The 18,222-nt window shown below is 40.9% G+C and carries 13 protein-coding genes; 6 read left to right on the plus strand and 7 right to left on the minus strand.

Features of this window, described 5'->3' with window-relative positions; all coding sequences use genetic code 11:
* Window positions 1–217: 217 nt before the first annotated feature.
* Entirely contained in the window at window positions 218–2,716 is a 2,499-nt protein-coding gene (locus tag HDF25_RS25325) for a TonB-dependent receptor (RefSeq protein WP_184629213.1), read from the minus strand.
* 76 nt (window positions 2,717–2,792) lie between these two features.
* Window positions 2,793–3,152: a hypothetical protein gene (locus tag HDF25_RS25330; protein WP_184629214.1), complete on the minus strand. Its 360-nt coding sequence runs from the start codon at window positions 3,150–3,152 to the stop codon at window positions 2,793–2,795.
* Between the two features lie 285 nt (window positions 3,153–3,437).
* Here HDF25_RS25330 and HDF25_RS25335 point away from each other — a divergent pair, with 285 nt between their 5' ends.
* Window positions 3,438–4,730, plus strand: a complete 1,293-nt coding sequence (locus HDF25_RS25335) for a spondin domain-containing protein (protein WP_184629215.1) — start codon at window positions 3,438–3,440, stop codon at window positions 4,728–4,730.
* Window positions 4,731–4,746: 16 nt separating this feature from the next.
* Here the strand turns inward: HDF25_RS25335 and HDF25_RS25340 are convergent, their stop codons facing one another.
* From HDF25_RS25340 to HDF25_RS25350, 3 genes are all read right to left on the minus strand, one after another.
* Window positions 4,747–5,601 carry a helix-turn-helix domain-containing protein gene (locus HDF25_RS25340; RefSeq protein WP_184629216.1) on the minus strand — a complete coding sequence of 285 codons (855 nt, stop codon included), beginning with the start codon at window positions 5,599–5,601 and terminating at the stop codon, window positions 4,747–4,749.
* A gap of 76 nt (window positions 5,602–5,677) precedes the next feature.
* A complete protein-coding gene (locus HDF25_RS25345) occupies window positions 5,678–7,189 on the minus strand; it encodes a WG repeat-containing protein (RefSeq protein WP_184629217.1) in 1,512 nt (503 codons plus the stop codon).
* 40 nt (window positions 7,190–7,229) lie between these two features.
* On the minus strand, window positions 7,230–7,712 hold the full coding sequence (locus HDF25_RS25350; protein ID WP_184629218.1) for an FUSC family protein: 483 nt from the start codon (window positions 7,710–7,712) through the stop codon (window positions 7,230–7,232).
* 83 nt (window positions 7,713–7,795) lie between these two features.
* Between HDF25_RS25350 and HDF25_RS25355 the strand changes: the two genes are divergently transcribed.
* Complete coding sequence (locus tag HDF25_RS25355; protein WP_184629219.1) at window positions 7,796–8,239, plus strand: nuclear transport factor 2 family protein; 444 nt, start codon at window positions 7,796–7,798, stop codon at window positions 8,237–8,239.
* Here HDF25_RS25355 and HDF25_RS25360 read toward each other — a convergent pair.
* Entirely contained in the window at window positions 8,236–9,306 is a 1,071-nt protein-coding gene (locus HDF25_RS25360) for a LacI family DNA-binding transcriptional regulator (protein WP_317618252.1), read from the minus strand. The genes HDF25_RS25355 and HDF25_RS25360 overlap by 4 nt on opposite strands.
* A gap of 105 nt (window positions 9,307–9,411) precedes the next feature.
* On the opposite strand from HDF25_RS25360, the gene HDF25_RS25365 reads away from it, so the two are divergent.
* The 4 genes from HDF25_RS25365 to HDF25_RS25380 all read left to right on the plus strand — a co-directional run bounded on the left by HDF25_RS25365 (window position 9,412) and on the right by HDF25_RS25380 (window position 14,123).
* Window positions 9,412–10,923 carry a glycoside hydrolase family 88 protein gene (locus HDF25_RS25365; protein WP_184629220.1) on the plus strand — a complete coding sequence of 504 codons (1,512 nt, stop codon included), beginning with the start codon at window positions 9,412–9,414 and terminating at the stop codon, window positions 10,921–10,923.
* Window positions 10,924–11,062: 139 nt separating this feature from the next.
* Window positions 11,063–11,893 carry a 5-dehydro-4-deoxy-D-glucuronate isomerase gene (gene kduI / locus HDF25_RS25370; RefSeq protein WP_184629221.1) on the plus strand — a complete coding sequence of 277 codons (831 nt, stop codon included), beginning with the start codon at window positions 11,063–11,065 and terminating at the stop codon, window positions 11,891–11,893.
* On the plus strand, window positions 11,893–12,708 hold the full coding sequence (locus HDF25_RS25375) for an SDR family oxidoreductase (protein ID WP_184629222.1): 816 nt from the start codon (window positions 11,893–11,895) through the stop codon (window positions 12,706–12,708). The genes kduI and HDF25_RS25375 overlap by 1 nt, the downstream gene beginning before the upstream one ends.
* 41 nt (window positions 12,709–12,749) lie before the next feature.
* On the plus strand, window positions 12,750–14,123 hold the full coding sequence (locus tag HDF25_RS25380; RefSeq protein ID WP_184629223.1) for an MFS transporter: 1,374 nt from the start codon (window positions 12,750–12,752) through the stop codon (window positions 14,121–14,123).
* Here the strand turns inward: HDF25_RS25380 and HDF25_RS25385 are convergent.
* Window positions 14,110–18,189: a hybrid sensor histidine kinase/response regulator transcription factor gene (locus tag HDF25_RS25385; RefSeq protein ID WP_184629224.1), complete on the minus strand. Its 4,080-nt coding sequence runs from the start codon at window positions 18,187–18,189 to the stop codon at window positions 14,110–14,112. The two genes, HDF25_RS25380 and HDF25_RS25385, sit on opposite strands and share 14 nt — an antisense overlap.
* Window positions 18,190–18,222: the final 33 nt, after the last annotated feature.

Genomic DNA, 18,222 nt, shown 5'->3' on the forward strand with positions numbered 1-18,222 from the left:
AATCATTGTAAACAACAAACAGGAATTAAAACTATCATTGTAAACACAAATCAGTAATTCACTTTTTACTGTAAACTTATCTCAGTATAGGACAGTCAGGTAATTGTCTGTGTTGTCTTCGGTGTTGGAATAGGGTTGGAATAGCGATTGGCTATACCAACCCTATTCCAACACCGAAGACAACACAGACACATCCCTCTATTGATACCGGCTGTTTTTAATGCGCAGACAGATCAAATGGAACGACTACTTTAAAACTAATATTTCGTCCCATGTTAAAAATACCAGGCTGCACACCAGCCGGTACGACAGGATTATCAAAATATTTTAGTCTGCTTACGTTTGACTGATAATTCACGTTAGCCAGGTTCCGGCCTTCAATGAATAACTGCACTATTGTTCTGCCAGTTTTATTGACCAGACTACCGCCTATGCCTGCGCTCAGCAGATTATAACCAGCTGTATAGGTCTCTGTGCCATATGCACTGAAGAAATGATCCTGAGCGCTAAAATGATCAAATCCTACAAAGGCATAACAATTTCTGATACTACCTCCGAATGCTTTATTAAAATTTCCTCTCAGTTCACTATGCGTATGCAATGGCGGAATAAAAGGCAGATATTTCAGACTATCCGGTACCGGGCCACCATTTCCCAGGTTCTGACCATAAGTCAGGGTCAGTGAATTTTCGAAGTGAAGCCATGGTAATGGATGGATATCCAGGCTGAAATCACCACCATTAATTCTGGCTTTACTCTGTACATAAGTAAAAGTGTTATAGCCTTGAGTCACTACAGGTGAGCCGTCAGCGTTTAATTCCTGCTGCTGGAAGATATAGTTCTGAATGTTATTGTTGAATAGTTCTAAACTCAATGAGATATTTGATAAGTTAAGTATGGCGCCAATATCTTCCTGTACACTAAATTCGGGTTTGAAATTAGTATTGCCGATATGATAGATCTGAGAACCTGGATCAGGTCCGTTGGCAGAAAGTTCAGCTATACTCGGTGCCCGGAAACCCCTTGAGATATTTGCCTTAACCAGGAATTTATCTGAAAAGTTATAGGTTCCGCCCAGACTTCCGGAAAGACCTGAAAACGTTTTCTTTAAGGCACTGAACTGTGAAACTACATTGGGAGTGGAGGTTGGATCCGGGCCATTATAAAGTGCCGGATAGAAAGCTTTCGTTGTATCAATATAAGCCGCCTGTCCGTTAAATGAACGGCTATCATATCTTACACCTGCCGAAAGATCCAGTTTGCCATAACTCTTTTTTACAATAACGAAGGGGCCAATATCAAATTGATTATAGGCTGGTATCGGGAAAGCAGTACTTTGGCCCAATGTGTTTTTTTGATACATTCCATTTAATCCGACCGACGTTTCATAACCATTCCCCAGGTTATAGTTATATTTTGCATCGTAAGTATAGGTAGTCAGGTTGAGATTTAAACCAGGTATACTGGTCTCAGTCGGATGCGTATATTCTCTTCTGTGACTAAACTGATAACCTAAATTAACCACCAGATTTCCGTTCCCCAGGATGAAATTACTATTACTATAGACCCGGTATAACTGAACATGCTGATGTAAAGGCGTTATCTTGTAGGAATCTAGCTCTGAAGGAGAAACGATAGGCCTGAAAGCATCGTCGTCTGTGATCTGTTTGGTAAACTTGCGGGTTGCAGGATCACGGCTTCCATCTGGTATTTCCTGTAAATCATCAAAAATTGAGGCATTGAGATGCGTATATCCCCATGATTTATTCAGGCCTACCATGACTCTGGCATCCTTTTCCTGATACCCGGTATTGTAAACCCTGCCATCATGCTGATCCTGATAATCCTTGGCCTGTTTAGCTGAAAGGATGGTACCCCATACCAGGCCATTCTGGTTTCCGTACAGCCTGAATGATCCGTTGACCAGCCCCTGGTTTGTACCATAAGTACCTTGTAGCGAGCCCTGTATTTTACCTTCAGGGACCGCAGGAGGGGTAATCAGGTTAACCACACCACCTATCGCGTCAGAGCCATAGGATAAACTGGCCGGGCCTTTAATAACCTCTATCCGGTCAATAGAATTCTGATCTACTTCTATACCATGTTCATCGCCCCATTGTTGTCCTTCCTGACGGATACCATCCTGTAAGGTAACCACACGGTTATAGCCCAGTCCATGGATAAAGGGTTTGGAAACATTCGGACCTGTAGTCAGTGCGCTGATCCCGGGTAAATTGGCTATAGCATCGATGACGTTTCCAGAAGCTGCACGCTGATCCAAATAAACTTTACCTACTGCAACAATTGGAATAGGGCTCTTTTTTAATTCAGTGGCTTTACTTACACCTGTAATTACAACTTCACCCGCTTCAATGGTGGCGGTCTCCATCTGGATATTTAAACTGCTGATTTTGGAAAGATCAACTGTACGGACAACTGTAGAATATCCTATAATGCTGAATTGTACCAGATAAGCGCCTTTAGGCACATGGTTCAGGATATATTTACCATTGGCATCTGTAATGGTCCCGATCTTCAGATCAGGAATTGTGATTGTCACTCCGGGAATAGGTTTATTATCGGCCTTATCAGTTATAACCCCTGTTAGAGAGCCTGTCAGTGTGTTCTCGGGGAAATTTCCCGCATGGGCAGAGAGCTTAAAAAAAGAGAAAAGCAGGAGCATAAAAAGTCCTGTATATAATGTTTTATGTTTCATAAATTTATACAAATAGGATATATAGTTCAAAAGGCCATCTATAAAATATTTGGCAGAACCCAGACAGGGTTTAAAATCAGGATTGAACTAAAGGAGGGGAGAGCCCATCAGAATGGCCCAGGAAAATACCTTTGTAATGCTGAAGGATATCCTGCCAGTAAAAGACAGCGCTATCCAGTATAAATGGTGAGCTGGCATATTCAATGGCAATAACAGAGTGGATAGCCAGGTCACAAACCGGACACCTGGCCTGTGTTGTACTTGCAGGTCTTGGCTTTTGCGTATGATGGAAAGCTGAAACAGTGTTATCCTGGTGCGAGTGGCCATAAATAATCACCTGACCCGTAATCAAACATAACAGGAAAAAGCAGGATAGTATACTATGACGGATACTGTTTTTCATTAGTATATTATACGTTATGATCAGATTCTTCATCAAATCTAATCATAATAGAGAATAAATGCAACACTGTTACAGCTTATCTCCCTGCTATCCGCCAATTAATAATGTCTTTTCTTTTAAAAGCAGGTCTCCAGGGGTATAATAAGCATTAACCCATTGGCTGTCTGTACTGAGTGTCACTGTTTTATTACCTTGGTTTTCTGTATTTCTACCACAAAATGTAATGCGGCTTGCCGGACAAATGGATATTTATTCGGGAAGTATTGTCATTTACTGGTTTATCCCTATTCTATAGGTTTGCTTATATATAAATCAATTATGAAAATCAACCATTGGAGCGCGCTGGCATTTCTGCCATTGGCATTTACAGCCTGTAAAAAAGATAATAATAACACCGGAGGAAATAACAGCTCAGGTACAACCCTCACTGTAGAAAATGTTTTAAATTCTAAACCTTTGGTAGAGTCGGGTACTTATCAGGGTACAGCATCCCCTCTGATTTTACCAGGGCAATCTGTTAGTATTCAATTTTCTGCTGCTAAAGGTGAGGCTCTGACTTTTGCCTCCATGTATGGGTGGTCAAACGATTTGTTTTTTGCACCGGCAAACCCAGGTATTCTGGTTTATGATGCTACTGGAAATCCGATTGAGGGGGATGTCTCTGCTCAGATTAAATTATGGGATAATGGTACACGTGTAAATCAGGCCCCTGGTGCTGCTGTTAATCATCCCGGAACAGCCGAAAGCAAGAGTGTGACAGAAGTAAACGGAACTGACGCGCAGGGAAATATTTACCTGGCGGCCTCAAAGCTGGTGAAGGCCAGTCTGAAGTATAATGGCAATTCGCTGTTTACCCTGACATTACAGAATATTTCGGGCGGAACAATCAATGAGACCCCGTTAAGTCCGGGAGTTTGGGCTGTATCCTATATTGTTGGTGGGCAGTTAAGGAATCCAGCACCTTTATTTACCAGTGGTCAGCCTAGTGCAAACGGCCTGACTAATATCGCGGAGGCGGGTGATAATTCAGTTTTAAATACCTATCTGAAAAGTATTACGGGGATTTTTACCCCTCTTTCGCCAATCTTGGTTGTCGTTTATAATGGCATTGAAAATCCAATATATAAAACAGGTGAAAATGACCGTGGTCAGGGACTCAAGCCACTGGCTCAGCAGGGAAATGCAGATACACTGGCTGCTTATCTGAAAGGTAAACCCGGTATTAAAGCTGTATATGTACTTCAGGCACCAGGTACTAAAGTTTTATTACCCGTGATTGATGGGAAAGCCGGGGGTATGGTGTCACAGGATCTTACCGTCTCATCCGGAGATCGTCTGGCAATTGCAACTATGTATGGTTTCTCTAATGACTGGTTTTTTGCCTCGGTTGATAATGGCGTAGATGCGACGCAAAAGGGAGATATCTCTTCCAGTATTAAATTATTTGATAATGGAACGGCGATCGACCAGTTCCCGGGAGCAGGGATTACACAATTTAATCTTGCCGGAACACCATTAGTGACCAGCAAACCAATAACAGCTGTTCCTAATCCCAATCCGTTCACGACTTTGCCTGATATCTCCAATATGATCAGAGTAATTTTAAAATAAGATCAGAGGCAGGCTGTCACAGCACATGGGATGGCCTGTTCTTAAATTCAGAGAAATTAATACCGGTGTATAATTTAAAGAAACGACTGAAATGAGCCGGACTTATAAAACCGAGACCGGCAGCTACTTCCTTTGCAGATTTATTAGTGTAATTTAAATAGCGTTTTGCTTCGATAATAATTCTGTTCTGGATCAGTTTGGAAGGAGGGGGATAATTAAAAAGACCAAAGATATTGGATAGTGTTTTGGGGGATTTATTCATTGCTGATGCATAAAACTGCACATCATGATGTCTGGTGAAATTACATTCCAGCAATAGATTAAATTCACGGATGATATCCATTTTATCATCTTTAACACTGGTGTAGTTATCAGTCTGTTTTTTGGCAATACGGGTTATCTTGATAATTAACCTCTTTAACAATGTCCTGAGCATTTCGCCCTGCATTTTATCAGTTACGGCCAGTTCTTCTAGACAAAATTTCTCAATAGCAGTAATCTGTATGGCTTCTTCGGGAGTTAAATGAACAAAAAATGGATGTTGTATACCATAAAAAAGAAATCCTACACAACCAACTTCTGCATCGTGATCAGCAATACAATAGAAATCCCTGTTGAATTGCCAGGCCACAATATTCTCTGGTTTCTCAAAAACGAAATGCTGATTAGCTACCAATGGTAATATCGTATCTTGCGGCATGGTATAAGTGATCTGATCTATGGTAACCTGCTGGCCCGCTAAACTGTTATAGGCAATAGTGTTTATGGTTTCTCTTTTTTCGCTCCTGAATCCATCTCCTTTTAAAGAAATATTTCCCTGATTTAAAATAAACTTACCCTGACTTTGATTATCGTAAAACTGGTGCTTCATACGGTTGATGAACTAAGTGTTCTACTTAGTCGTTGCGGGGCAGTTATCCTTACATAAAAAGCAAGATTTCTTTGAGTTAAATTTCCCTGTATTCCTTTCCGGTATGGATATTAATATAAAATGAGATGCTCTGCCCGTGCTCTGTTTTACCCACTGCACCATCAGCACTGATACTGTCATAGATAGCAGGTGTAATGATTTGATTATTTTTGATATCAATCAGGCCCTTGTATTCTCTTTTTATTCCCTTTTCATCCGGTTTAATGAGATTATAAACGGCAATATTCGTGGCTATTTCGTTCTGTAAATAATCGTATTCCGGTTTGACCTGCCATTGCTGTAGCTGCACATCGTAAACTCCATATTTTGCTGTGACCAGGTCCTTACCCATATACCAGTACGGGGAAGATTCGCAGGTAGCGGGATATTCAAGTGGCAATTTAAAAAAGGATAAATCAGGATTAAGTACCCCTCTTAGTTTAGTTCTGGTAAATATTAACCTTCCGTCATCCAGCATTTCATTCAGGCCTTCATAAGCCGGAACTGCTGTATTCCAGTTTCCTGCCGTGTCGAGCAGGAAGCAACGGCTTTCTGCATTTTTTCCGACAACAGCCAGAAAGAAGAAATAGTTACTTCCAGGAATAGATGCCATCATTACGGTGTTCTTAATGATTTCTGCTGAGGTAACGGCTTCTAAAGTACCTTTGTATTCCTGAATGATTTGCGGAAGTGGTTTTGAAAAATCGGGAGATAAATAAGTATGCCCCTGGTCATCTTTAAATATAGGGGAGCTGATGGCCGGGTAATTAATCATTGCGTGGTCGGCATACTTCCTGAGAACAGCTTTCTCTTTATTTGGATAGTCAAATACAAGCTCTTGCTGTTCGGTGTATTTTAATGCATCTGCGGGTTTGTTATTGCTGTTTACCCGACTATAGGTCTGGCCATTTCTGATCAGTAATGTACTGTCACTTAAAGCTTCAAAAACCTGATCAGTAGTTTTTTGAAGTTTATGTCCGGTATGCAGCTGATAAGCTTTATCCTGTACAATCAATGATTTTCCAGCCGTGGTGATCCGGAAATTGGACGGAATATTGTTTCCATTATCAGATCCGCTTTGATGAAATATCAGCTGCCGGTCTGGTATTGAAAGGACCGCCCATTTAGCTTTGGGAACTCTGGTCACTAAAAAAGGCCCGCGGTTGCTGGTACTCAGAATATTAAAATTGGGCCATAACTTCCATTTCCAGACAGTCCACCAGGCATTATGTTCTTTTTTTGCAATCAGCAATGTAAATAAGTCCTTTGAAAACAGTTCAGCATGAGGGTATTTAGGCCGGATGATGTAATGACCATGCTGATCTATTACGCCATACTTATCTTTTTGCTGCACCAGTGCATAGTCATTTTTAAATAGTTCGGCAGCATCAAATTTTGGTTGAATGAGTATGGTTCCGGTACTGTCACAATAACCGAACTGACCGTTTTTAGCTAACCATGGATACAACTGCTGTGCTTCAGAATTCAATGGAATAATTGTACTCATGGTAAGGAAGAAGATAGATAGTAATTTGCTGTAGTTATTCATCGATTGATCAAATATCAATAAATTTTCAGCTTCCTGTCTATTATTTCGTCAGGAGTCCTTTCCATTTTAATTTTGAAAAGACAATAGTGATCAGTAAAGCGATCAGACAACCTGTAATTACACAAACCACGCGTTCAAAGGCGACTGTCCAGTCTTTGACGGTTTCTTCCTGGATCAGTACGATCACTAATGCTGCCAAAGCTGTACGGATAGCATTTTGCAGGTTCAGGACTGTGCCCAGATAGATAACCAGTATAATCCCGGCGAGGATTAAAAGAAGATTATTAACGGGAATGAAATAGAGAGCCAGTCCTGTTACAGAGCCCAGTACATTTGCCTTCATACGGTCATAGGCCAGGTCATTTTTATGTTCCGGGGTGATGACAACTACCAGTGAAACCAGGCTCCAGTAAAAGGGGTACTGTGGGATACCAACGTATAAACCATAGCAAATAGCCGCTCCGATTAAACACTTCAGCATATACTGGAACATGGTAGACGATGGAACAAATGAATTTAGCATAGACAAATTTATATATTTTTATTCCGCATCATGTACTGGAAAAGAGTAATTTAAGCCGCTAAATCTTTAAACCAAATATTATAATGAAAACAATAATTCTATCCCTTTTCTTAATGATGTCCTGTGTACTGGTGAAAGCACAGCAAACAGGTTCAACCACCAAAGAAGAAACCGAAGTTACTGCGGTAGTAGAGAAGCTGAGAGCAGCGATGATCAGCGGAAATAAGACTGAACTGGAAAGTCTGGTTACTGATGATTTAACTTATGGTCATTCCAGTGGTAAAGTTCAGAATAAGGCGGGTTTTGTCGATGATATCTCTTCTAAACGATCAGATTTTAAGACGATTGAATTAACCAAACAGTCTGTCACGATCCAGGATAATATCGCTATTGTACGTCACATTTTAACTGCGGATACCAATGATGGAGGAAAACCCGCTCATATCACACTGGGAATTGTATTGGTGCTGAAAAAACAGAAAAAAGACTGGAAGATTATAGCCAGAAGGGCATTCCACATCGACTAGGCATTGCGTATATATAAGCTGGTATCCAGTATTTTCTTTTCAAAGTCATATACCGGGTACTTGCTTTCTATCAGATCAATTAACATGGCAGTTGCGAGCTGACCCATTTCAAATGCGGGCTGGCTAACGGAGGTTAATGTTGGTTCTATCAGATCCAAAACATCAGAATTACAGAATCCTGTAATTTCTATATCTTCAGGGACGCTGATCTTAAGTTTTTTAAACGCAATCAGGCAACCTATACTCAAGCGGTCACTGGCTACAAAAATACCGTCAGGTTTCTCACTGAGGTTCATCAGCTCGCGGATTGCATTTTCAGTTTCGAGTCTTGATTTCCCTCCCTGAGGACAATATTTGATATAAGTTTCTTCCAGGGGAAGGTTATATTTTTCCAATGCCTGCCGGTACCCGTTCAAACGTTCAATGCTAATGGATAAATGATCCGGGCTTGTCAAATGAGCAATTCGTTTGCAGCCTTGTTTGATCAGATGTTCAGTTGCTTCAAAAGCCCCTTTTTCGTTATTTGCAGTTACTTTATGGGTATTTATTTTTGCTGCAACGCGGTCAAAAAAGACCATGGGCAGACCTCGCTGATGTAAATGATGAAGATGAGAAGTATCGCTGGTTTCGGCAGATAAAGATATCAGCAGCCCATCTACTGATCTGGAAGCCAGGTGGTCAATGTTGACCTTCTCCCGGTCATACGATTCATGGGTCTGGGTAATGATGACATGATAACCCCGGTCATAGGCAATAGATTCAATTCCGTTAATCACCTGGGCATAATAATGATTAGCTACTTCACTCAGGGAAACTCCGATTGATCTGCTCCGGCGTTCTTTCAGACTTAAAGCAATAGGATTGGGGTGATAGTTTATTTTTTGAGCATATTCCAGAACAATTCTTTTGGTTTCAGCACTGATTTCATGTGTGTCACGTAAGGCTCTTGAAACCGTGGAAGTAGAAAGGCCTAGTGCTTTGGCTATATCTTTTAAAGTATAGGGCTCGAACATAACATTATTTAAATCATACAAGTCTACAAAATTCTGAGGGTAATTGCGCAACATGGCCGGGAACGATTGCACACTTATTTTAAAGCTTTTTGTTTTATTCTGCGTTAAAACTATGTAGACTTGTTAGTCATTGACTAGTGGACAGCAAACCAAATATTTATGAATAAACTCCATTTAATAGCTTCAGGTATTCTGATGTTTACTGCATTGCAGACAAATGCACAAAATAATGGTGTATCACCAAAGATATTAACTGATGAGACGGCAGCCCTGGTAATGGAGCCAGGGAAAGATCCTTCTGTTCTGGCATTCGAAGGAATTGATGGGGTATGGAAAAACAGGGCAGAAGGAAAATACTTTTCCTGGCTGCAAAAAACTGAAAATCCAGCTTCTCTGTTAACCTTGTATAAAGTAACCGGACAACCTAAATATTTTAAAGCGGCAACAGCACTACTGAGCCAGTTAAAATCATCCACAGCTCAGAATATAGCCGGTACAGCAGCTTTTTATGCTGAATATGCAGATCTGGTTAAAGATCAAAACGCATTTGGCCCTTTGGCCGACCAGTTGATCAGCCAGCAAAAACAAAACAGTTCGGTTCAAAATAAAGCAAGACTGGGAATTGCCCTGGTCGATGTACTGGATTATTTTCCAGCGGAACATTCCAAAAGAAGTACATTGCTGACCAGCCTAAATCAGTTAACAGGCTCCATGAGCAAGTTAAAAGGAGAGGAACCTGCTGTTTCAGCTATGTTTGTTTATGTCATGGCAAAAGCTGCCCGTAAAGGATACGTTTCACCAAAGGAAATGGAACTGGCAAAGCATATTTTTAAAGGACTTCAGCGTCATACATTTTCAAAAGACGCTGAAGCTACCGGGGCTTATTTATTAGCCTGTAATGAAATGGAAATCGCAGCAATGGCTAAAACAGGAACCGGAAAAACAGTGATGCTCGATTCTTATTTTAATGATGAAAGCAGGAAAGACCAAAGTGGAAACAAGGTGTCCTGGCATTATAAATGGGACGAGCGTTCTAATGGTGGATTTTCTTTCTGGGGAGGACAGTTCAATCATGCAGGGTTCCGGACTTCGACACTTTATACCGCACCAACAGCAGAAAGTTTAAATGGCTCTTCGGTTTATATTATCGTCGACCCTGATACAGAAAAAGAAAGCAGTGATCCTAAATTTATACAGGCTGATCATATTCAGGTCATTACCGATTGGGTAAAAGCAGGAGGGGTACTGGTTTTGATGGGCAACGATATAGGTAATGCCGAACTGGAACATACCAATAAACTGGCTAAAGTTTTCGGGATTCAGTTTAATCTGGATAGTAAGGGGACGGTTACCGACGATCAGTTTGACATGGGTAAAATTAGGATACCAGCCGGTGATCCTGTTTTTAAAACAGCCAGACAATTATTTATTAAGGAATTTAGTAGTTTGGCTATAACCTCTCCGGCAAAGCCTGTTTTGAAAGATAAGGATGGGAATATCGTCGTTGCACTGTCAAAATTGGGTGGAGGAGCAGTTATAGTTGTCGGTGATCCCTGGTTATATAATGAATATGTAGATGGCAGAAGACTCCCGGCTGCATACGATAATTTTAAAGCGGGTGCTGATCTGGTCAACTGGATTTCGGGATTGATCCCTGCCAGGAAAAAATAACAGCTAAAAAACAATAGATATAAACAGATGAACCCGACATGATTAAAATAATCATTAAGCACGCAGGGCAATGATTATTTTAATCATCAAAGGCTCCATCTGACAAATGAAAAACAATAGATATAAACAGATGAAAGCTATGAAAGCATTACATGCGGTACATCCGGATGATTTTAAAACTTATGATACAGAGAAGATCAGATCACGTTTTTTGCTGACTGATTTAAAAGAAAAAAATAAGGCCAACTTTACTTATTCACACTATGACAGGATGATCATAGGACTGGTTCACCCGGTTACTGAAAAAGTGATATTAGCTAACTATTCAAATCTGCGTGCTGATTACTTCCTCGAAAGAAGAGAAATCGGAATAATTAACGTTGGCGGACCTGGTATAATCGTAGCAGATGGAACCTCTTATCAGGTAAATAAACTGGATGCCCTATACCTGGGCAAAGGGGTTAAAGAGGTAGCGTTTGAAAGTACAGACCCAACCAACCCCGCTGTGTTTTACTGTTTGTCGACACCGGCCCACCAAAATTATCCTACTAGTTTGCTGGTTCATGCTGACGCAATTTCTGCGGTTATGGGAAGTCTTGATACAGCGAATGAGCGCAGGATTATCAAATACATTCACAGGGATGGAATACAGAGCTGTCAGTTAGTGATGGGGCTCACTATCCTGGCCAATGGAAGTGTCTGGAATACGATGCCGGCCCATACGCACGACAGAAGAATGGAAGCCTATTTCTATTTTGATGTAGAGGATAATCAAAGGGTGTTTCATCTGATGGGAGAACCTCAACAGACCCGTCATCTGCTGATGGGGAATCACGAAGCTGTTGTGTCTCCTCCATGGAGTATTCACTCTGGAAGTGGTACGAAAAATTATAGTTTTATCTGGGGTATGGGAGGTGAAAACCTCGATTACACAGATATGGATCCGGTTGCAATTCAAGATATCAGATAATGGAAGAACTATTTTCTTTAAAAGGTAAGGTCATCGTGGTGACCGGAGGTACCGGGATTTTAGGCGGTGCTTTTGTAGATGCGGTAGTAGAAGCTGGTGCTTCGGTTGGGATATTGGGCCGAAATGCAAAGATCGCAAACGAACGTGCTGATGCGATTAATAAAGCTGGAGGTAAAGCACTGGCCCTGGTTGCCGATGTGATGGACGAAAACCAGCTGATCAGCTGCAGGGAGCAGGTATTGGCAGAGTTCGGCCGGATCGATGGTTTGGTCAATGCTGCGGGTGGTAATCAGCCAGAAGGTGTGTTACAACCAGAAGAAGATATCTTCAAAATGAATATCGCAGGTATGAAACAAGTAATGGATCTGAATTTATGGGGAACAGTTATCCCGACCCAGGTTTTTGGATCATCCATTGCAGCAACCGGAAAGGGGAGTATTGTGAATATATCTTCGATGAATTCTAAAAGAGCTATTACAAAAGTACTCGGATATAACCTGGGAAAAGCGGGAGTTGATTATTATAACCAATGGTTTGCTGTAGAAATGGCGAACCGTCATGGAGGGGCCATCCGAATGAATGCGATAGCTCCGGGGTTCTTCCTGACTGAACAAAACCGGACTCTGCTGACCAAAGAAGATGGTAGTTATACCGATCGCGGAGGTTTAGTGATCAGACAAACACCATTTAAACGTTTCGGACACCCGGATGAATTGAAAGGTGCATTGATCTGGCTGCTGAGCGACGCTTCACAATTCGTGACTGGAGCCATGATATGTGTAGATGGTGGCTTCTCCGTTTTCGGAGGAGTATAATCCCCTGAAAAAAAACCTAAACCAACCAAAAACCAAATAGAATGAAAGTGACTAGTATGAGCAATTACCGATGGACGGTATGCGCCTTGTTGTTTTTTGCGACAACGGTTAATTATCTTGATCGTCAGGTACTGAGCCTGTTACATTCCAGACTGGAAACAGAGTTTAACTGGACCAACAGCGATTATGCTAATATCACTTCAGCTTTTCAATTGGTTTATGCCATTTCTATGCTTTTTGCCGGTAGAATAGTGGACAGGTTAGGTACAAAATGGGGCTATGCAGTAGCTTTAATAGTCTGGTCGCTGGGTGCTATTCTGCATGCTAAGGCTATTCCCATAGGACATGGCCTGGCTTCCATGTTAGGAGTGATTGGCATTACAGGAGTCTCTGTTTCTGTGCTGGGATTTATCTTCTCAAGGGCAGTCCTGGGTTTTGGTGAATCCGGGAATTTTCCTGCTGCTATTAAAGCAACTGCCGAATATTTTCCTAAAAAAGAAAGATCACTGGCTACAGGGATCTTTAATTCAGGGGCAAACGTAGGTGCGGTATTAGCACCATTGACTGTTCCCTGGATTGCGCATCACTGGGGTTGGGAATCCGCATTCTTAATTATTGGTGCTGCGGGTTTTTTCTGGCTTATTTTCTGGTTTATATTTTATGAGAAGCCAGAAAAGCAAAAACGTTTATCTAAAGCCGAACTCGATTACATTTTATGTGATCCGGATCAGCATAAAATGGTTCCTTCACCAGAGAATGATTCTGCCGAAAAAGTGTCCTGGTTTAGCTTACTTGGATACAGACAAACCTGGGCTTTTAGCCTGGGAAAATTTATGACTGACGGCGTATGGTGGTTTTTCCTGTTCTGGCTGCCATCTTATTTAAAAGTACAATATGGTATGGATGATACAGCCATTATGATTCCCCTGGCGGTATTATATAGCATGACCATGATCGGAAGTGTAGGGGGTGGATGGTTCCCGATGTATTTTATCAAGAGGGGATATGCTGCTTATGACGCGAGAATGAGAGCGATGCTGATTATTGCTGTTTTCCCTCTGGTTGTACTGGCAGCCCAGCCATTAGGCCATATCAGTGTATGGATCCCGGTTATTTTAATAGGAATTGGTGCTTCTGCTCATCAGGCATGGTCGGCAAATATCTTTACCACAGTATCAGATATGTTTCCAAAAAAATCAATAGGATCGGTCATTGGTATTGGCGGAATGGCCGGAGGTTTAGGTGGTGTATTTATGTCTAAACTGGGAGGTTCACTTTTTGACTATTATAAAGGGCTCGGACATACACAGACAGGCTATACTATTATGTTTACTATCTGTGCGGTATCCTATATTCTGGCATGGATAATCATGAAATCTTTGGTGCCAAAGTATAAGGCAATTACCGATCTGTAGTCTCCGATTGTATGTAATCAGTCGGACTGATCCCGAATTGCTTTTTAAACTCCAGACTAAAGTATTTTCTATCGTTAAAACCTACACTGTAAGCAATTTCAGAAATGGACAGCCCTCCGGTTTTAAGTAATCTTGCAGCCTGTTTAAGCCGGAAAGATTTAATGAAATCATTTACCGACAGTCCGGTTAATGACCTGATTTTCTTATACAATACAGGCTGGCTCATCCCGATTTCTGCGGCCAGGTCAGGTACGCCAAATTCGGTATCTCCCAAATGGCTCTCAATGATTCTGATCAGGTTCTGAAGAAAAAATTGTTCGGTTGTATTGATGATTAGGTTCTGAGGTTCCAGGGTAACAGTTTGTCCATATTTCAGACGCAGTTTTTCTCTGGCATTCAGTAAATTATCTATGGTTAACTGCAATAGCCTGATATTAAATGGTTTGATAATATAGGCATCAGCACCAGTTTCCAGACCATTTACCTGATGGATATAAGCTGACCTTGCTGTGAGCAGGATCACAGGGATATGGCTTGTCCTTTCATCTGTTTTTATCCTTCTGCAAAACTCCAGACCATCTACCTCTGGCATCATCACATCACTTATAATCAGGTCAGGAATCAGGTCTGGAGCCATTTCCCATCCGTCCGCCCCATCTTCACATTCATAGATCTTATATTTTGCGGAAAGTGCTTCTTTGACAAAACCCCTGATTTCCGCATTATCCTCGGCAAGTAGTATAGTGTACTTTTTTTCAGTATCATCCTGTTCACCGGTTAAGGCTAAAGGGATTGTGCCCGGTGAAGGAACACTATAATTGGAAGTATCATCATAATAGATATAATCAGTAATCAGTTCTGCTGGTTTAAAATGATCCTTACCTGTTTTAAGTTCTATTGTAAAACAGGTAAGTCCGTGTTTCCCCAGCGGGTCTGGCTTACTTTCAAAATAAATTTCTCCATGATGCAGGGCCATGATGCTTTTTGAAAAGGAAAGCCCCAGCCCGGTTCCGATATTACCCATCGGAGCTACCTGGTAAAAACTATTGAACAGGTTTGGCTGGTTTTCAAGAGGAATACCTTTCCCACTATTATGGACTTCAATTTTAACCGTTTCCTGTCCGGCTTTCAGTTTTAAGCTGATCTGGCCATTTTCTGGTGTAAATTTAAAGGCATTGGAAAGGAGGTTAAACAATACTTTTTCCAGCTGAACTTTATCAAAGTATAACTGGATGTCTTCCTGTGTGGTGTGAAAACTATAACTGATCTGTTCAGCAATAGCCATATTCTGAAAAACCAGAAATATCTCCCTGCAAAATTTAACCACATTTCCGGGACTGGCCTGTAAAACCATTTTACCACTTTCTGCTTTTCTGAAATCCAGTAATTCGGTAGTCAGCCGCATCAGCCGGTCAGCATTATTTTTAATCAGAAATAACTCTTTATTCAAATTAGGCTGCGCTCTGGTCTCTTCTATAATTTTCTCGAGAGGGCCTATGATTAGAGTTAAAGGAGTCCTTATCTCATGAGATATATTGGTGAAAAACTCCAGTTTATGTGCATTGTTTTCTTTTTCATTTTTAAGGACTGCCCTGATTAGCAGATAACGTAAAGCTAGAATGATAATTCCCGCTATCAGACAGGCATAAAACAAATAAGCCCACCAGGTTAAGTAAAAAGGAGGTAGTACACTAATCTTTAGTTTTCTGGTATTCAGACTTTGTACCCCGTCATTATTTGACCCCCTGACTAAAAAAACATAATTTCCGGGAGGCAGATTGGTATAGGTAGCAGCTGGCGTATGAACGGAATTCCAGTTTTTTTCAAAACCTTCCAGTTTATAACTGTATCTGTTTTTCTCGGGTTTGATGTAGTTTAAAAGAGCAAAATTGATAGTGATCGTATTTTGATTATGTTCCAGAACAAGTTCGTCTGTCAGACTGATATTCTTTTGGAGTAATTCATTTTTATCGTTTATCCCGACAGATTGGTTCTCTAATTTGAAGTCGGTTAATACAATTCTGGCAGGTTTGATATTGGTTTGGATCTTATCGGTAAAGAAACCCGTAAAACCATTATAGCCACCAAAAAACAGTTCGCCATCAGTGCTTTTTAGAAAGGCATTCTGATTAAACTGGTTTCCGGGAAGACCATCACTGACATTATAATTCTTAAATGTTTTTGATGCCGGATTAAACATCGATAAACCATTATCTGTACTGATCCATAAATTTTCAGCTTCGTCTTCCAGGATGCCAAATACATTGTTATTAGGTAAGCCATCTTTTTCAGTATAAGTGATAAAACGATTGTTTGCTTTATCATAATAACTGATCCCGCCAAAATAGGTTCCAACCCATATTTTACCCTTTTTGGTTTCCATCAGACAATGAATGTTGCTGGATTTTAAACTTTTGGTCAGGCCAGTTTTAAAGGTCACCAGGAGTTTACGTGATCTGTCTAAGAAAAACAGTCCGTCTGAAGTACCGATCCAGGTATTTCGTTCTTTGTCAGTCAGGAAGACATTGATAGACCTGTTCTTTAGTTTTTGGTTAACATAAGGGAGGTTAAGTGGATAAAACCGAGTTTTCTGTGGGTTGGAGAGTATTATGCCGCTTCTTTGCGTGCCTATCCATAATCTTTGTTTTTCATCCTCGGTAATCGCATGAATCTCATCCGGGATTGGGGTTTCCGGATAATATAAGTAACGTTTAAAGGACTGGGTTTCCGCTTTAAACAGATCAAGGCCCCCACCGTGTGTGCCTATCCAGATATTACCTTTTTTATCCTCATAAATAGATTTTACCAGATTTGAGCCTAAACTGGAAATGTCCATGTTATTATTTAAATAAGCTGTATAATGGCCCGTTTTCCGGTTATAGTAATTCACGCCACCGCCTTCAGTTCCTATCCACAGGTTTTTTTTCTGGTCTTCGAGAATGGAGCTGATTACGTTGTTGCTAATACTGGATTCATATTTGTTTTTCTGATAAGAGATGAAGTGGGTAATATAAGGATGGGCAATATTAACACCACCAAAATAAGTGCCGATCCAGATCGATTCATTTTGATCCCTGAACATACTGTAAACCGAATTCTGACTTAAACTTTTCCTGTTTTCGGACGCATTCTGATAAGAGATGGCTGTGCCGGTTTGGGGATCCATGACACTGACCCCTTCCAGGCTTCCGATCCAGAGTTTACCAGTAGGATCGGAAATAATTGTCCGGATCACGTTGCTGACTATACTTTTCGGATCAGCGTTATGATTAAAAGAGGTGAAATTATTGGCCTGACGATTATAGCGGTTAATCCCTCCGTTTTGTGTCCCGATCCATAAAACGTGATTTTTATCTTCGGTTATACAGGTAATAAAGTTGTCACTGATGTCACCTGGATAGCCATGGGAGCTGAAATTTTCAAAAACTGGTTTGCCTTTAGAAAAGATAATTCTGGTTAGCCCCTTGGTTGAACCAATCCACAATGCACCTTTTGTGTCCTGGTATATGCTCCGGATATTATTGGAAGGAAGTTGATTTTTACCAGCATATACTGACATTTTAAATGCCTTCCGATTTTTGATATCGAGCATTTTTAAACCGTATTCGGTTCCAACCCATAAATTACCTGCTTTATCCTCAGAGATACAAATGATTTTTCTTTCACCCGGATGTTTAACTCTGCTGTTATCCTGTATAGGTTCAAAAGACTCCTTACTGTTATTATATTTTTGCAGACCTGCATCTGTACCTACCCAGAGCGTTCCTTTCCGGTCATTGTATAGTGCATTGATATAATTATCATTTAAACTGCTGCTGTCCGAAGGGTTGTTCAGGAATACCTTAAAACCATAACCATCATAGCGGTTTAAGCCATGGCCAGTACCTAACCAGATGAAACCATCCCGGTCTTGTGTAATGGAAAGTACTCCATTATGAGACAATCCTTTTTCAATGTTCAGATGATCAAATAAAACCGGCTGCTGGGCATGAATGTTACCACAAACGAAACAAAAAAATAGCCAGCAAATGAAGAAGCGGCCTGGCCCGATAAGTTTGATGTGCATGGTTTTGGTATTTCCCGGTAAATTATTTGATAA

The sequence above is a fragment of the Pedobacter cryoconitis genome (assembly GCF_014207135.1).
GTDB classification, from domain to species: Bacteria; Bacteroidota; Bacteroidia; order Sphingobacteriales; family Sphingobacteriaceae; genus Pedobacter; species Pedobacter cryoconitis_D.

What these genes read in the sequence shown, in the direction of transcription:
- HDF25_RS25325 (WP_184629213.1), bottom strand. Translation starts at nt 2,716, where the DNA reads ATGAAACATAAAACATTATATACAGGACTTTTTATGCTCCTGCTTTTC.
- HDF25_RS25330 (WP_184629214.1), bottom strand. Translation starts at nt 3,152, where the DNA reads ATGAAGAATCTGATCATAACGTATAATATACTAATGAAAAACAGTATC.
- HDF25_RS25335 (WP_184629215.1), top strand. Translation starts at nt 3,438, where the DNA reads ATGAAAATCAACCATTGGAGCGCGCTGGCATTTCTGCCATTGGCATTT.
- HDF25_RS25340 (WP_184629216.1), bottom strand. Translation starts at nt 5,601, where the DNA reads ATGAAGCACCAGTTTTACGATAATCAAAGTCAGGGTAAGTTTATTTTA.
- HDF25_RS25345 (WP_184629217.1), bottom strand. Translation starts at nt 7,189, where the DNA reads ATGAATAACTACAGCAAATTACTATCTATCTTCTTCCTTACCATGAGT.
- HDF25_RS25350 (WP_184629218.1), bottom strand. Translation starts at nt 7,712, where the DNA reads ATGCTAAATTCATTTGTTCCATCGTCTACCATGTTCCAGTATATGCTG.
- HDF25_RS25355 (WP_184629219.1), top strand. Translation starts at nt 7,796, where the DNA reads ATGAAAACAATAATTCTATCCCTTTTCTTAATGATGTCCTGTGTACTG.
- HDF25_RS25360 (WP_317618252.1), bottom strand. Translation starts at nt 9,306, where the DNA reads ATGTTGCGCAATTACCCTCAGAATTTTGTAGACTTGTATGATTTAAAT.
- HDF25_RS25365 (WP_184629220.1), top strand. Translation starts at nt 9,412, where the DNA reads ATGAATAAACTCCATTTAATAGCTTCAGGTATTCTGATGTTTACTGCA.
- kduI (WP_184629221.1), top strand. Translation starts at nt 11,063, where the DNA reads ATGAAAGCATTACATGCGGTACATCCGGATGATTTTAAAACTTATGAT.
- HDF25_RS25375 (WP_184629222.1), top strand. Translation starts at nt 11,893, where the DNA reads ATGGAAGAACTATTTTCTTTAAAAGGTAAGGTCATCGTGGTGACCGGA.
- HDF25_RS25380 (WP_184629223.1), top strand. Translation starts at nt 12,750, where the DNA reads ATGAAAGTGACTAGTATGAGCAATTACCGATGGACGGTATGCGCCTTG.
- HDF25_RS25385 (WP_184629224.1), bottom strand. Translation starts at nt 18,189, where the DNA reads ATGCACATCAAACTTATCGGGCCAGGCCGCTTCTTCATTTGCTGGCTA.